Raw genomic sequence first — 15376 nt, forward strand, 5'->3', positions numbered from 1 at the left:
CCACCTGCGCCGGGCCGACGCCTTCGTCACCGCCAGCGAGCACGAGGGGTTCTGCGTGCCGCTGCTCGAGGCCATGGCGCTCGACACGCCGGCCGTGGCCAAGGCGGTGGCGGCCGTGCCGGAGACGGCCGGCGGCGCCGCGCTCCTGCTGCCGCCCGACGCCGGGCCGGCGCTGCTGGCCGAGGCCATGGCGATGACGGCCGAGCGGCCGGAGGTGTCGGCGGCCCTCGTGCGGGCCGGCCGCGAGCGGCTGGCCGAGGTGGCCGCCGCCGACCCCCGCGCCGCCCTGCTCGAGGCGCTGGCCGAGGTGGTCTAGGTGCGGCTGCTGTTCGTCGTGCAGCGCTACGGGCGGGAGGTGGCCGGCGGCGCCGAGCTGGCCTGCCGCCTGACCGCCACCCACCTCACGGCGCGGGGCCACGAGGTCCACGTGCTCACGTCGAGGGCGAGGTCCTACGTCGACTGGGCCGACCACTACCCGGCCGGCGACGAGGAGGTCGACGGCGTCGTCGTCCACCGCCTCGGCGTGGACCGGCCCCGCGACGACCGCCGCTTCGGGGAGCTCAACCGCCGGGCCGCCTACGGGCCCACGCCGGCCGCCCTGCCGCTCCAGCGGGAGTGGATGCGGGCCCAGGGGCCGAGCCTGCCCGGGCTGGGGCCGTGGCTGGCCCGGGAGGCGGCCGGGTTCGACGTCGCCGGGTTCTGGACCTACCTGTACCGCACGACGGCCGACGGGCTCCCGGTGGCGGCCGCCCACACGCCGACCGTGCTCCACCCGACGGCCCACGACGAGCCGCCGCTGCGGCTGGCGCTGTTCGACCGGCTCGTCCGCCGGGCCGACGCCCTCGTGTGCCTGACCCCCGAGGAGCAGGCGCTGCTGCGCGGGCGGTTCGGCCGCCTGCGGCACACGGCCGTCGTCGGGCTCGGCACCGACCTGGACCCGCCGGTCGGCGACCCGGCCGCCTTCCGGGCCCGCCACGGGCTCGGCGACGCGCCCTACCTCGTCTGCGTCGGCCGCATCGACCCCGCCAAGGGCACCGACGAGCTCACCAGCTTCTTCGCCGCCCACAAGGCAGCCAGGCCCGGCCCGCTCAAGCTCGTGCTGGTGGGGGAGCCGGTGCGCCCCCTCCCGCCCCACCCCGACGTGATCCTCACCGGGTGGGTCGACGAGGCCGAGCGGCGGGCCGCGGTCGCGGGCGCGCTGGCCCTCGTGCAGCCCTCGTACTTCGAGAGCTTCTCGCTGGTGCTGGTGGAGGCGTGGGCCCAGGGCGCGGCGGCGCTGGTGCAGGGGCGGTGCGCGGTGCTGGCCGGCCACGCCCGGCGCAGCGGCGGGGCCCTGCCCTACGAGGGCTACGCCCAGTTCTCGGCGGCCGTCGACTGGCTCCAGGAGGACCCGGGCCTGGCCGCCCGGCTGGGCGCCGCCGGCCGGGCCTACGTCGAGCGGGAGTGCGACTGGGACCGGCTGGTCGACCGCTACGAGCGGCTGCTGCGGGTCGTCGCCACCCGCTCGCCGAGGGCGGTGTCCAGGGGCGGGGTGCGGCTGACCTGGGCCGCGCCCACCGGCGCCTGACGCCCGGCCCGGACGGCCACCACGGCGGCGGCGACGGCCGCGGCGGCGACGGCCAGGGGCAGGGCGAGCAGCGCGGCCGTCACCCCGACGGGGAACGGGCTCCACGCGGCGACGGCCGCCAGCCGGGACGGACCGGCCCAGTAGCCGTCGAGCATCGACCGCCCGAGGGCGACGTGGACGGCCGCGCCGGCGGCGGCCAGCGCCACGGCCAGCCGGGACAGCCAGGCGGGGCGGTCCCGCAGCAGGCGCCAGGCGGCCAGGGCGGCCAGCGTGGCCAGGGGCACGAGCAGGGCGTACAGGTAGCGGCCCTGGAGGGCGTGCTCGCCGCCGTAGCGGGCGTGCGCCTTCCAGTTGCTCCGGTGGAGGAGGGCGACCTGGACGGCGACGAGGGCGACGAGGGCGGCGGCCACCCACCGCTCCCGCCGCCGGGAGGCGAGGGCCACGCCGACGGCGACCAGGGTGAGCGCGGTCAGCCCGTGGATCACCGGCCAGGCGAGGGTCACGCCCGTGCGCCGGGCCGGCTGGCCCCAGAACGTGCTCGTGACCCGGTCGGCCCACAGCGGGAGGAAGTCGCCCACGTCCGCCTCGAAGCCCTCGGCGGCCGGCGCCGGCTGGACGTCGCTCGGCTGCGGGTCGCCGAAGCGCACCAGGTTCGTCACGTACCACGACGACCCCGCGGCCAGGAGGGCGAGGGCCACGGTGCCGGTGACGACCGCGGCCCGCCGCCGTCCCGCCCGCCACACCCGGGCGGTGCCGAGGGCGACGACCACCGCCGTCCACGGCAGCAGGAGGGCGCCGGTCGCCTTGGTCAGCGCGGCGCCGGCCGCCGCGGCGGCCGCCCACCAGGCCCACCGGCGCTCGCCGTCGCCGGCCGCGTGGCGAAGGGCGGCGACGACGGCCGCGCCGGCCAGCACCGGGACGAGCGCGTCGTTGGTCACGACCGACCCGATCCACGTCGACATGGGGACGAGCAGGGTGAACGAGGCCGCCACGGCGCCGGCGGCCCGGGAGAGGCCGACGGCCAGGGCGGCGGCCGACGCCAGGAGGGGGAGGGGGGCGACGACGAGCACGTCGAGGAGCCGGTAGAGCTCGACCTCCCGGTCCCAGGACCACACGTCGGCGGGGACGAGGCCGCCGGCGACCGTCGACGCCGCCCCGGTGGCGACGTAGGCGAGCGGCGGGTGCGAGGTGAGCTGGTTGCGGCTGGCGCCGGCCTGCTCGCCCGGTGGGGCCAGGTCGGCGAAGGGCACCCGGTCGCCCCGGTCGGGCGCGTCCTCGGCCCGCTGGGGCGGGCGGGGGACGGCGAAGGGGGCGACGATGCCCGAGCTGCGGCCGATCGCCGCCGGCAGCGGGCTGGCCTCGGTCGGGTCCTTCGAGCCCAGCTCGGCCCGGTACTGGCGGACCATGTCGACGTGCCTCGCCTCGTCCGGGCCCCGGTACTGCGGGGTCAGCAGGGTGTAGGCCAGGCCGAACGCCGTGTGGAGGGCCACCACCCACCAGACGACGGCCGAGTGCCGGCGCGGCGGGCGGTCGGGCACGGGCCGCAGCGTAGGACGGCGCCCCCGCCCCGGGCGGTGCAACACCCGGCGTCCGGGCCGCGGCCGACGGTCGCGCCGCCCGCGGGCCGGCCGGTGCCGCATCCGTCGCTCCGGTCGAACGGTGCTCGGGCCGGGCGGTGCAGCAGCCCCGGCCGCTCCGGCCGTTGGCCGCCGCCGGGCGGTGCAGCATCCCGCCCCGGCCGCCTCCCTACGGTGGAGCCGTGCCCGAGCCTGCCGCCCCGAGCGCCGCGCCCCCGGCCGGCTCGCTGCCGGCCTGGCTGGCGTGGCCGGTTGCGGTCGTGCTTGGGCTGCTCGGCGGGTTCTCGGTGGGCGGCGTGGGCCTGGCCATGGCCGGTGCCTTCCGGCCCCTGCCCGTCGCCCTCGTCACCGCCGGGGTGGGTGGGCTGCTCGTGGTCGGCCTGTGGTGGGGCGGGGTCGTCCGCCGGGCGACGGGGCGGGGGGTGGCCGTCTGGCTCCCGGCCGCCGGGGTCGTCGTGCTGGTGGTGGCGACGACCGTGTGGAACGTCGCCAACCGGGGCGAGCACGTGCTCGTCGACCGCGACCCCGGCGTCTACGTCGTCGCCGCCCGGTGGCTGGCCGACGAGGGCACCCTGCTGGTGGCCGGCGGCGAGGGGGCGTTCGCCACCGGCGACGGCCTGCGCTACGCCGGGGCCGGGTTCGTGCCCTCCGAGAGCGGCGACCACCTCTACGCCCAGTTCCCCGCGCTGTTCCCGGCGGCCATGGCGGCCGGGCACTGGGTGGCCGGCGACGACGGCCTGCTCGCCGCCAACGCCGTCCTCGGCGGCCTCGCCCTCCTCGCCCTCTACGCCGCGGCGACGACCCTGACCGGCCCGGCGTGGGCGCTCGCCGCCGTCGCCGCGGTGGCGGTCAACCTGGTGTTCGTCCACTTCGTCCGCGACGCGTTCAGCGAGCCGATCACGATGGCCCTGCTGTTCGGCGGGCTGTGGGCCTACGCGCTGTCCCGGCGCCGCCCGTCGCCGCTCGGCGGCGCCGTCGCCGGCCTGCTGATCGGCGCCTCCTGCCTGGCCCGGGTCGACGCCTTCGTCACGCTCGTCCCCCTCGCCGCCGTCTGCGGGCTGGAGGCGGTGGCCGCCGCCGCCGACCCCGCCGGCCGCCGGTGGCGCCGCCGGCTGTTCGCCGCGGCCGTCGCCCTTCCGGCGGCCGGGGCCGCGGCGCTCGCCGCCGTCGAGGTCGACCGGTTCAGCCCCGCCTACAGCAGCTCGCTCGGCGACGACTACGGCGCCGCCGCCCTGGCCGCGCTGGCCGTCGCCGTGGCCGGCGCGCTCGCCGCCGCCGTCGCCCCGGCCGCCCTGGCCGCCGCCCGCCGCCTGCCCCGCCTGGCCGACACGTCGCGGGCCGTGTGGGCGGCGCTCGCCCTGCTGGCCGGCTTCGCCCTCGCCGCCTGGCTGCTCGCCTCCTACACGGTCCGCCCGAGCGGGGTGCACCTCACCTCCCGGCTCCCGGAGGTGGCGGAGCGGGGGCCGTACTCGGTGCTGACCATGCGCTGGCTGGGCTGGTACGTCGGCCCGCCCGTGCTCGTCGCCGCCGGCGTGGCCTGGTGCCTGCTCGTCGTCGGCGTGGCCACCAGCCGCCGCTACCGGGGGGCGGCCGCCTTCGTCGCCGTGCTGTCGGCCACGACCCTGCTGTACCTGTACCGGCCCCGCATCAACCCGGACCACATCTGGGCCATGCGCCGCTTCCTGCCGATCACGCTGCCCGGCCTGTACGTGGCGGTCGCCTGGCTGGGCGGCGAGGTGTGGCGGCGCACGAGGGGCTGGTGGTCGGTGGCGCCCCGCCTCGTCGCCGTGGCCGGCGTGGTCGCCGTGGTGGTGGTGTCGGCGGCCACCGTCGAGCCCGTGCCCGCGGCGACCAGCCACGCCGGCGCCCTGGCCGCGCTCGACCGGGTGTGCGACCGGGTCGGGCCGGACGGCGCCGTGCTCGTGGCCAGGGGCGACCTCCTGGCCCTGGCCATGCCCCAGACCGTCAGGACGTTCTGCGGCGTGCCCGTCGCCTCCTTCCGGGGCCCGGCGGACGCCGACGACGTCGCCGCGCTGGCCGCCGAGTGGGCCGACGGCGGCCGCTCCCTCTACGTGCTCGCGTCCGCCGACCCGCCGCTCGACCCGCTCCCGCCGGGCGAGCGGCTGCTCGTGGCGTCGGTCCGCCTCGAGGCCCTCGAGCACACCGCCCTCCGCCGGCCCGACCGGGTCGAGGTCGACCGCCGGGTGGTGAAGGACGAGGACGGCACGCTCGACCTCTACCTGTTCCCGGTCGCCCCGGCCACGTCCACCCGGTAGACGGAGAAGCGGGCCGCCTCCTCCTCGGAGGGGCGGTCCTCGATCGTCAGCTTCACGACCTCGTAGCCCTGGTCGACGACCGGCACGCCGTCCTCGGGGCCGAACGGGGCGGGCGTGTCGGCCAGCACCACCGGCTCGAACCCCTGGGCCGCCGCCGCCTCGACCAGGGCGGCCACCGGCGCCGGCCCGCCGGCCACCGTGGTCCAGGCCACCGGCACGTCGCAGGCGAAGCGGAGGGTCTGGGGGGCGGTGACGGCGAGGGGGCCGTCGTCGAGGAGGAGGACGGCGGCGTGGGGCGGGAGCGTGTCGCACACGTGGTCGACGGCGGCGAGCAGCGGCACCTGGGTGCGGACGTCCAGCAGGGGAGCGGACGTCCACGCCGCGAACCCGACGGCGACCGCGGCCAGGGCGGCCGCCGCCACCCCGCCGGCCCGGCCCCGGTCGGCGGCCCGGTCGCCGAGCCACATGGCCAGCACCAGCAGCCCGGGGATGGCGACGACGACGAAGCGGCGGATGGCCCACGGCTGGTCGGCCACGATCCGGGGCGACCACAGGTAGGCGGCCGACGTGGCCAGCACCCCGAGGAACGGCAGCCACCGGCGGCCCCCGTCCCGCACCTGGCGCCCGACGGCCAGGGCGGCGCCGGCCAGGCCGGCGGCCAGCGCCACCGGGCCGAGGTAGAGGGCCAGCCTCGGCAGGGAGTCCTCGGCGTAGGTGCGGCGGGGGTCGACCTCGGCGCCGTCCCTCGCCTGGAGGGACTCGTAGAGGGCGTCGATGCGGCTGGCCTCGGCCCGCCGGGGCGTCTCGGCGCCGGGCCGGACCCACCAGCCCCAGGCGCCGGCGGCGGCCACCACGACGACCGCGGCGACGGCCAGCGCCCGTCGGGCCCCGAGCAGGCGGCGGGCCGGGCCCGCGACCGGCCGGCGCAGGGCCAGCGCGACGGCGGTGCCGGCCGCCACCGCGGCCAGGGCGAGGAGGAGCGAGCGGACGTCGTCCCACAGGAAGTCGACGTAGACCCGGCTGAAGTTCAGGCCGTCGACCAGGCCGAGCACGGTCGGGACGGCGGCCGCCCCGGCCACCGCCGCCGCCCACCGGCGCGACGACCGGGGGTCGAGCACGACGTCGACGGCCAGGGCGGCCGCCACCCCGATGAGCACGAAGGCGGCGTCGACCCTGACCATCGCCGTCGCCCCGACGAGCAGCCCGCCGGCGGCGCCGAGGCGCACGGAGCGGTCGGCCCTGCCCTCCCACAGCGCCCAGAGCCCGCCGAACAGCAGCAGCTGGGACAGGGGCTCGCTGTAGGGGTCGCGGGTGAACACCGACTGGGCCAGGTCGAGGCCGAGGGCGGCGGTGGCCGCAGCGGCCAGCCAGGGCCGCATGAGCCGGGACGCGAATGCGTAGACGACGAGCAGGACGGCCGCCCCGATGGCGGCGTTGACCTTGAGCAGCAGCGCCGTGCCGCCGAGCCAGGAGCCGGCGGCCAGGACGACGGGCAGCAGGTGGTACCCCTGGGCGTAGAGGTAGCCCTGCCCGCTGTCGTGGAAGCCCTGCCCGGCGGCCTGCACGCCGGGCTCGCCGGCGAAGGGCTCCTCGACGCCCGGGATGCGCAGGTCGCCCTCCTCGCCGAGCCACATCCCGGTCAGGGCGTACACCCCGGGGTCCCTGGTGGCGAGCAGGTACTGCCCGGACCACCGGGCGCCGGCCAGGCCGGTGACGGCGGCGAGGGCGACGACGGCGGCGGCCGCCAGGTGCGGTGACCGCCCCGCCGGGCCGGCCTCGGGCGCCGGCCAGAGGCGCCACAGGCCGACGGCGGCGGCCGCCGCCAGCGGGACGGCGGCGACGGGCCGGTACCAGCCGAGCATGGCCAGGGGCAGGCCGGTCAGGGTCAGGCCGAGCAGGGCCGCCAGGCCGGCCCGGAGCAGCGCCGCGTACCACCTGGGCAGGGGCTGGGCGCCGCCCTCCTCGGGGTCGCGGTCCGGCACGGGCGGGCGACGGTAGCAGCCGTGGGTAGGCTCGCCGGCCGTGCGTCGACCGGCCACCGTCCCGCCCCCGGCCCGATGAGGGCGCTGGTCACCGGGGCCGGGGGGTTCGTCGGGCGCCACCTCGTCGCCCACCTGGCGGCCGAGGGCGACGACGTGGTGGGGGTGGACCGGGCCGACGGCGGCTGCGACATCCTCGACGCCGGCGCCGTGCGGGACCTCGTCGCCGACGTGCGGCCCGACGCCGTCTACCACCTGGCCGGGTGGGCCGACGTGGGCGGCTCGTGGTCGGCGCCGGTCGAGACCTTCACCGCCAACGCCGTCGGCACCCAGCACGTGCTGCTCGCCTGCGTGGCGGCCGGTGTCGACCGGGTGCTGGCCGTGAGCAGCGCCGACGTCTACGGCAAGGTGGCCGAGGCCGACCTGCCCCTCACCGAGGCGTCGCCCCTCCGCCCGGTCAGCCCGTACGCGGCGAGCAAGGTGGCCGCCGACTTCCTCGCCCTCCAGGCCTTCCTCGGCCACGGGCTGCCCACCGTGCGGGCCAGGGCGTTCAACCACCTCGGGCCGGGGCAGACCGACAAGTTCGTGGCCTCCGCCCTGGCCTCCCGGGTGGCCGCCAACGAGGTCGAGGGGGCCGACGAGGTCCGGGTCGGCAACCTGTCGTCCCGGCGGGACTTCACCGACGTCCGCGACGTGGTCAGGGCCTACCGCCTGCTCGTCCTCCACGGCGAGCCGGGCGAGGCCTACAACGTGTGCAGCGGGCGGGACGTGGCCGTGCAGGACCTGGCCGACCGCCTGGTGGCCATGGCCTCGGTGCCGATGCTGCTGAAGACCGACCCGGCCCTGGAGCGGCCGGTCGACGTGCCCGTGCTCCGGGGCGACAACGCCCGGCTGCGGGCGGCGACCGGGTGGGAGCCGTCGATCCCGATCGAGCAGACCCTGGCCGACCTGCTCGACGACTGGCGGCGCCGCCTCCGAGCGGGATGACCGCCACCGTCGAGCTGCGGACGCCGTTCGACGGCCGGACCTTCACGGTCACGGGGAGCGAGGACGACCGCAGCATCATGGCGGCCATCCGGGCCGGCGGGGGCAGCTACGAGCCCGACGTGATGCTCGTGCTGGCCAACCTGGTCGAGCCCGACTGGGTGTGCCTCGACGTGGGCGCCAACCTCGGCGCCATCTCCCTCGTGCTCGCCCACCTGTGCCCGAACGGCCGGGTCCACGCCTTCGAGGCCGCGGGGGAGAACGTCGCCCACCTCCGGGCCAACCTCGCCGCCAACGGGGCCACCAACGCCACGGCCCACCACCTCGCCCTCTACGACCGGGACGGCACCCTCACCCTCCACTTCACGTCGAGCTACGCCGGCGGGTCGTTCGTGTCGGACGTGGTCGACGAGGGGCTGGCCGAGGAGGTGCCGGCCAGGACGCTCGACGGGTGGGTCGCCGACCAGGGCCTCGACCGCCTGGACGTCGTCAAGCTCGACGTCGAGGGGGCCGAGTCCCGGATGCTGGCCGGGGCCCGGGCGACCATCGAGCGCTTCCGGCCCCACCTGGTCGTCGAGTTCAACCCGATCGTCAGCCAGCGGTTCCAGCGCCAGCCGCCCGGCGCGCTGTGGGACGCGCTCGCCGCCGTCTACCCCCACCGGTTCGCCATCGGCCCCGGCGGCCGGCTCACCCGCCTGCTCTCCTGGGCCCACCTGCGCGCCCTGCTCCACGAGCACGGCGTGATCGACCTGCTGTGCACGTTCGCCGGCGGTCGCCGGCTCGGCCGCCTCGACCTCCCAGGCCCGGTGGCGGCGGCCAGGAGCCTGGCCGCGGCCGTCGCCGCCGCCAACCCCCGCCGGCCGGCCAAGGGCTGCTTCGTGCCCGAGCCCCGCGCCGAGGTGGTGGCCGGGGTCGACCGCCTCCGCCTGAGGGCAGGGGATCGCACGACCATCCGGGTGTGGGTGCGCAACACCGGCCGGTCGTGGCTGCGCAGCGACGTGCTGCCCTACCCGGTGCGCCTCGGCTGCCGGTGGTTCGCCGCCGGCGCCCTCGTGGAGGGCGACCGGGTCGACCTCGGCACCCTCCGCCCCGGCGCCGAGGCCAACGTGGCCCTGCCCGTGGTCGCCCCCGACCGGCCGGGCCACTGGCGGCTCGCCGTGAGCGTGATCCAGGACGGCATCGCCTGGTTCGACGACCTCGACCCCGCCTACGGAGCGGTGGTCGAGGTCGAGGTCGAGGTCGAGGGTTAGGGTCGGTCGAGGCGGCGGCGGGCCCTGGCCAGGGCGTCGGTCGCGGCGGCCCGCTCCCGGCGGTCCTCGCACCCGTCCACCAGGGCGGCCAGCCGGCTGCGCCACTCCTCCAGCACCGGCCGGTCGTGCTCGCCGCCCGTGCGGTCGAGCCAGGCCAGGTCCCGCTCGAACAGGGCCAGCTGGAGGTCGACCTCGGTGTGGCGGGCGGTGACGACGGGCAGGCGCTCGGCCTTGGCCGCCGGGTAGCCGGTGCCGGCCACCAGCTCCCACGGCTCCATCCCGAACACGCCGGCCAGCAGGGTGACCGTGCGCTCGCCTGGCTGGCTCATCCCGGCCTCGAGGTGGGAGACGGCGACGCGGGAGATCCCGAGGCGGTCGGCGAGGTCCTGCTGGGTCCACCCCAGCTTCCCCCGCAGCTCGGCGATGCGGCGTCCCAGTTCCCGGTGCACGTGCCAACCCACTTGGCAGACGACGGAGCGGCGCCACGGTAGAACGGCCCGATGCCGACCCGCGCGCTCATCACCGGGATCACCGGCCAGGACGGCTCCCACCTGGCCGAGCTCCTGCTCGACAAGGGCTACGAGGTGGTGGGCATGGTCCGCCGCAGCAGCACCGTGAACTTCGAGCGGATCGCCCACCTCCAGGACCGGGTGGAGTTCGCGTCGGCCGACCTGCTGGACGAGGCCTCGCTGATCGCCGTGCTCCAGGAGCACCGGCCGAGCGAGGTCTACAACCTGGCCGCCCAGTCCTTCGTCCAGACCTCGTTCTCCCAGCCGGTGCTGACCGGCGAGACGACGGCGCTCGGCGTCACCCGCATGCTCGACGCCATCCGGATCGTCGACCCCGGCATCCGCTTCTACCAGGCCAGCTCGAGCGAGATGTTCGGCAAGGTGCAGGAGGTCCCCCAGCGGGAGACCACGCCGTTCTACCCCCGCAGCCCGTACGGGGTGGCCAAGCTCTACGGCCACTGGATCACCGTCAACTACCGGGAGAGCTACGGCCTCCACGCCTCGTCCGGGATCCTGTTCAACCACGAGGGCAGCCGGCGGGGGATGGAGTTCGTCACCCGGAAGATCAGCCACGCCGTCGCCCGCATCAAGCTCGGCCTGGCCTCCGAGCTGCGGCTCGGCAACCTCGAGGCCAAGCGGGACTGGGGCTACGCCGGCGACTACGTCGAGGCCATGTGGCTCATGCTCCAGCAGGACGAGGCCGACGACTACGTGGTCGCCACCGGCGAGACCCACTCGGTGCGGGAGTTCTGCCAGCTGGCCTTCGGCCACGTGGACCTCGACTGGGAGGCCCACGTCGTCCAGGACGAGCGGTTCATGCGCCCGGCCGAGGTCGACCTGCTGGTCGGCGACGCCACCAAGGCCCGCAAGGTGCTCGGCTGGCAGCCGCGGACGTCGTTCCCCGACCTGGTCGCCGGCATGGTCGACGCCGACCTGGCCCTCCTGTCCGGGAAGCTCCGACCGATCTCCTAGGGAGACACCAGTAGGCTCACCGGGTTCGCCTGGGGGAGGTCGGTTCCATGTCGTCGTCGTTCCGTCGCGCCGCGCTGCTGGCGCTCGCCGCCGTGCTGGCGGCGCCCGGCGCCTCCCCGGCGGGCGCCCGGTCGGGCGAGCGGGCCTCCGCCGCCGGCATCGAGTCGGTCACCCTGGAGGGCCACGGGTTCGGCCACGGCAACGGCATGGGCCAGTACGGCGCCCTCGGCTACGCCGTCGACCACGGCTGGACGTGGCAGCAGATCGTCGCCCACTTCTACGGCGGCACGACGGCCGGCACGGTGGCGAACGACGACATGACCGTGCGGCTGACGGCCAACGACGACCAGGCGCTGGTCGTGCGGTCCGACTCGCCGTTCACGGTCGCCGGCACCGCGCTCGGCGCCGGCCAGGCGGCCAGGATCGAGCGGACCGGCACGTCGTCGTTCGCGGTGAGCACGGCGCCCGCCGGCCCGGCGAGCTGCTCGGGGCCGTGGAGCGAGCCGGCCGCGGTGAGCGGCACTGCCGTCGAGGCCGTGCCGTCCTCGCCCCCGCCGACCTCGAGCACCGACCTGACCAGGCTCCTCACCCTGTGCCGGGGCACCGAGCAGCGCTGGTACCGGGGTGCCCTCCGCCTGGTCAGCGTGGACGGCACCAGCCGCACCGTGAACCGGGTGCCGATCGAGTCCTACGTCCAGGGGGTCGTGCCCCGGGAGGCCATCCCCTCGTGGGGGACGATCGCCGGCGGCCGGGGGATGGAGGCGCTGAAGGCCCAGGCCGTGGCCGCCCGGTCGTACTCGCTCGGCGAGAACCGCTACAGCTACGCGAGGACCTGCGACAGCACGTCGTGCCAGGTGTACGGCGGGGTGGCCGTCCGCTACGGCACGGGCGGGGTGACCACCTACGAGTACTCGTGGACCACCGACGCGACGGCGGCGACCGCCGGCGCCGTCCGCCGCACGGCGAGCGGGGCGGTGGCGAGGACCGAGTTCTCGACCTCGAGCGGCGGGTTCACCAACCGCCCGGCCGACGGCAACGCCTTCCCGGCCGTGCCCGACGAGGGCGACGCCACGTCGTGGAACCCGTACCACACGTGGACGGCGACGATCCCGGCGTCGACCATCGAGGCCATCTGGCCGGCGGTCGGCGACCTCCAGGCCGTCGTCGTCACCCAGCGCACCGGCGACGGCGAGTGGGGCGGCCGGGCCCGCGAGATCGAGCTGCGGGGCACCGGCGGCACGGTCACGCTGGCCTGCGCCAACTACAACAGCTGCCCGTTCCGCACCTCGCTCGGGCTGAAGTCCGAGTGGTTCCGGGTGGTGGGGGCGGCGCCGATCGTCGCCATGGACGCCACCGAGGACGGGCAGGGCTACTGGCTGCTCGACGCCGACGGCGGGGTCGAGGCGGCCGGGAACGCCGGCCTGTTCGCCACCGAGCGGGCGCTCGACGCCAAGGCCGTGGGCATCGCCCAGCGGCCGCTCGGCCCCGGCTACTGGGTGCTGCGGGCGGACGGCACCGTCGACGCGGCCGGCGGGGCGCCCGAGTACGGCGACGGGCGGCCGCGCGTGGCGCCGTTCGTCGACCTGACCGCCCATCCGGACGGCACGGGGTACTGGCTGGTGCGGACGGACGGGACCGTCCAGGCCGTGCAGGTGCCCGACTACGGCGGCCGGGGCGGCACGGCCGATGACCCGGTGGTCGACATCGACGCCACCGAGGACGGCAACGGCTACTGGACCGTCGACGACGAGGGCCGGGTGCGGGCCTACGGCAACGCCCGCCGCCTCGGCGAGGCGAACCCGAGCTTCCCGGTGACGGCGATCGCCCAGCGCCCGGCCGGGCCGGGCTACTGGGTGCTGGCGGCCGGCGGCGACGTGTTCGCCTTCGGCGGCGCGCCCTACCTCGGCGAGGTGCCGGGCAACTCCACGGTGCCGGTGGTCGACCTCGTGCCCACGCCGACCGGGCGGGGCTACTGGCTGGTCGACGAGGGCGGCACCGTCTACGCCTACGGCGACGCCAGGGTCCTCTAGACGCGACGAGGGGCCGCCTCTCGGCGGCCCCTCGATCGGTCCCCGGCGACTGGGGGGGAAGTCGCGGGGGAGAGCTGGTGCCGGTCGCTCAGGCGGCGGGGCGGCCGCGGCCGGCGAGGCCGCGCAGCTGGCCGCGGGCGTCCTTGGCCGTCTCGCGGGCGGTGCGGAACACGTCGCGGGCCTGCTCGGGGAGGCGCTCCTCGACGGTGTCGAGGAGGCGCTCGAACTCGTCCTCGACGGCGTCGAGGCGCTCCTCGACGACCTTGACCCGCTCGTCCACGACGCCCGTGAACCGGGTGAACTGCTCGCGGACGTCGCCGATCTGCGCGGTGAGCTGCTTGCGGAGCTCCTGGCGGCGCACCTGGGCCCGCTGGAAGGTCAGGACACCGAGCCCGACCGAGACGTAGAAGGCGTCGCGGAGCGCCTTGGCGACCTGTTCGCTGTTGATCTGCGGCATGCTTGCAACGCTACGGCGAAACGCTAACAGTTGCAAGCAGTCCCGCCGGCGTGTGACGGACGACCGGTGTCACCGGTCCGGCGGGGGCACCCGGCTACCCTGGCCCGATCGTGGAATCCGCTGGCGAGACCGCCCCCGCGGTCGTCGCGGTCCTCGTCGCCCGCAACCCCGGGGCCTGGTTCGACGACGTGCTCGACGGGCTGGCGGCGCAGGACTACCCGAACCTGTCCGTCCTCGTCGTCGACGCGGCCAGCGCCGACGGGCTGGCCGCCCGCATCGCGCCGCGCCTGCCCGGCGCCTACATCCGCCGCCTGAACGCGAACCCGGGGTACGCGGCGGCCGCCGACGAGGCCCTCCGCACGGTCGAGGGCGCCGACTTCCTGCTGTTCCTCCACGACGACGTCGCCCTCGACCGCCACGCCGTGCGCCACCTCGTCGAGGAGGCGTTCCGCTCCAACGCCGGCATCGTCGGCCCGAAGCTCGTGTCCTGGCACGACCGCCACCGGCTGCTCGGCGTTGGGCTGTCGGCCGACCGCCTGGGCGTGCCCGCGCCCCTCGTGGACCGGGGCGAGCTGGATCAGGCCCAGCACGACGCCGTGCGCGAGGTGCTGGCCGTCTCGGGCGCCTGCCTGCTGGTGCGGGCCGACCTGTTCCACGCCCTCGGCGGGTTCGACCCGGGCATGGGCCTGCACGGCGAGGACCTCGACCTGTGCTGGCGGGCCGGCCTGGCCGGGGCCCGGGTCGTCGTCCAGCCGGCGGCCGTCGCCCGCCACGCCGAGGCGCTGGCCGAGCGGCGCCCGGTCGACGACCGCCGCCGCCTCCAGGCCCGCCACCGCCTGCGCAGCTTCCTCGTCTGCTCCTCCCTGCCCACCCTGCTCCTCGCCCTGCCGACGGCGGTCCTGCTGACCCTCGCCGAGGCGCTGTACGGGCTGGCCGTCGGCCGCCCGGGCCAGGCCAGGGACGTGCTGGCCGCGTGGACCTGGAACCTGCGCCGCGCCGGCGAGATCCGGGAGCGCCGGGCCGCCCTCCGGGAGGTCCGGCAGGTGAGCGACGGGGAGCTGCGCCGCCTCCAGTTCCGGGGCAGCGCCCGGCTGAGCGCCTTCCTGCGGGGCCAGTTCGGCCCGGCCGGCGAGGACCGCATCCGGGCGGTGGCCACCGCCGGCCGGGGCCTGGCCACCTCGCTGCGGGGCGGCGACGCCCGGCTGGCCGTCGTCGTGTGGGCCGCCGTCGTGCTCGTCCTGCTCGCCGGCAGCCGCCACCTGCTGACCGGCGCCGTGCCGGCCGTCGGCGACCTGGCCGCCTTCCGGGACGGCCCCGGCGACCTCCTCTCGGAGTGGGCGAGCGGATGGCGCCGGGCCGGCCTCGGGTCCGCCTCGCCGGCCCCCACGGCGTTCGGGCTGCTCGCCTTCCTCGGCGCGCTCGTCGTCGGCCACATGGCCCTGCTGCGCACGCTCGTCGTGCTCGGCCTCGTCGTGCTCGGCCTGGTCGGCGCCTGGCGGCTGACCCGCACGCTCGGCTCGCTGCGGGCCCGGCTCGTCTCGCTCGTGGTCTACGCGGCCGTCCCCGTCCCCTGGAACGCGCTGGCCGAGGCCCGCCTCCCGGGGCTCGTCGCCTACGCGGCGGCGCCGTGGCTCCTCGCCCGGCTGGCCGCCGGCGCCGGTTGGGCGCCGTGGGGGCCGGTCGGCGGCCCGGCCCACCCCGCCGCGCCCGAGCGGCCGGTCGAGGTCCACGCCGTCGTCCTCGGCCTCGTGCTGGCGCTGGCCGCCGCGCTCGTG

12 protein-coding genes are annotated in these 15376 nt (G+C 77.3%); 8 read left to right on the top strand and 4 right to left on the bottom strand.

What is annotated here, in order from left to right; genetic code table 11:
• Both VGB14_12175 and VGB14_12180 read left to right on the top strand, forming a co-directional pair.
• A partial coding sequence (locus tag VGB14_12175) for a glycosyltransferase (GenBank protein HEX9993675.1) occupies positions 1-316 on the top strand: 316 nt, incomplete at its 5' end.
• Complete coding sequence (locus tag VGB14_12180; GenBank protein HEX9993676.1) at positions 317-1567, top strand: glycosyltransferase family 4 protein; 1251 nt, start codon at positions 317-319, stop codon at positions 1565-1567.
• On the opposite strand, the gene VGB14_12185 is transcribed toward VGB14_12180, so the two are convergent.
• Positions 1471-3105, bottom strand: a complete 1635-nt coding sequence (locus VGB14_12185) for a hypothetical protein (GenBank protein HEX9993677.1) — start codon at positions 3103-3105, stop codon at positions 1471-1473. The genes VGB14_12180 and VGB14_12185 overlap by 97 nt on opposite strands.
• Positions 3106-3326: 221 nt before the next feature.
• Here VGB14_12185 and VGB14_12190 point away from each other — a divergent pair, with 221 nt between their 5' ends.
• On the top strand, positions 3327-5420 hold the full coding sequence (locus tag VGB14_12190) for a hypothetical protein (protein HEX9993678.1): 2094 nt from the start codon (positions 3327-3329) through the stop codon (positions 5418-5420).
• On the opposite strand, the gene VGB14_12195 is transcribed toward VGB14_12190, so the two are convergent.
• On the bottom strand, positions 5381-7402 hold the full coding sequence (locus VGB14_12195) for a hypothetical protein (protein HEX9993679.1): 2022 nt from the start codon (positions 7400-7402) through the stop codon (positions 5381-5383). The two genes, VGB14_12190 and VGB14_12195, sit on opposite strands and share 40 nt — an antisense overlap.
• Before the next feature lie 75 nt (positions 7403-7477).
• Between VGB14_12195 and VGB14_12200 the strand changes: the two genes are divergently transcribed.
• Both VGB14_12200 and VGB14_12205 read left to right on the top strand, forming a co-directional pair.
• Positions 7478-8386: a GDP-mannose 4,6-dehydratase gene (locus VGB14_12200; GenBank protein HEX9993680.1), complete on the top strand. Its 909-nt coding sequence runs from the start codon at positions 7478-7480 to the stop codon at positions 8384-8386.
• Positions 8383-9633, top strand: a complete 1251-nt coding sequence (locus tag VGB14_12205; protein ID HEX9993681.1) for an FkbM family methyltransferase — start codon at positions 8383-8385, stop codon at positions 9631-9633. The genes VGB14_12200 and VGB14_12205 overlap by 4 nt, the downstream gene beginning before the upstream one ends.
• On the opposite strand, the gene VGB14_12210 is transcribed toward VGB14_12205, so the two are convergent.
• Positions 9630-10082 (bottom strand): helix-turn-helix transcriptional regulator, encoded by a 453-nt coding sequence (locus VGB14_12210; GenBank protein HEX9993682.1) that lies wholly within the window; start codon positions 10080-10082, stop codon positions 9630-9632. The genes VGB14_12205 and VGB14_12210 overlap by 4 nt on opposite strands.
• 51 nt (positions 10083-10133) lie before the next feature.
• Here VGB14_12210 and gmd point away from each other — a divergent pair, with 51 nt between their 5' ends.
• Entirely contained in the window at positions 10134-11114 is a 981-nt protein-coding gene (gene gmd, locus VGB14_12215; protein ID HEX9993683.1) for a GDP-mannose 4,6-dehydratase, read from the top strand.
• 47 nt (positions 11115-11161) lie between these two features.
• Positions 11162-13144, top strand: a complete 1983-nt coding sequence (locus VGB14_12220; GenBank protein ID HEX9993684.1) for a SpoIID/LytB domain-containing protein — start codon at positions 11162-11164, stop codon at positions 13142-13144.
• Between the two features lie 88 nt (positions 13145-13232).
• Here the strand turns inward: VGB14_12220 and VGB14_12225 are convergent, their stop codons facing one another.
• Positions 13233-13601, bottom strand: coding sequence for a hypothetical protein (locus VGB14_12225; GenBank protein ID HEX9993685.1), 369 nt, complete (start codon positions 13599-13601; stop codon positions 13233-13235).
• A 110-nt stretch (positions 13602-13711) separates the two neighbouring features.
• Between VGB14_12225 and VGB14_12230 the strand changes: the two genes are divergently transcribed.
• The coding region (locus tag VGB14_12230; protein ID HEX9993686.1) for a glycosyltransferase at positions 13712-15376 on the top strand (1665 nt) is incomplete at its 3' end.

This window comes from Acidimicrobiales bacterium, assembly GCA_036399815.1.
GTDB lineage: Bacteria > Actinomycetota > Acidimicrobiia > Acidimicrobiales > DASWMK01 > DASWMK01.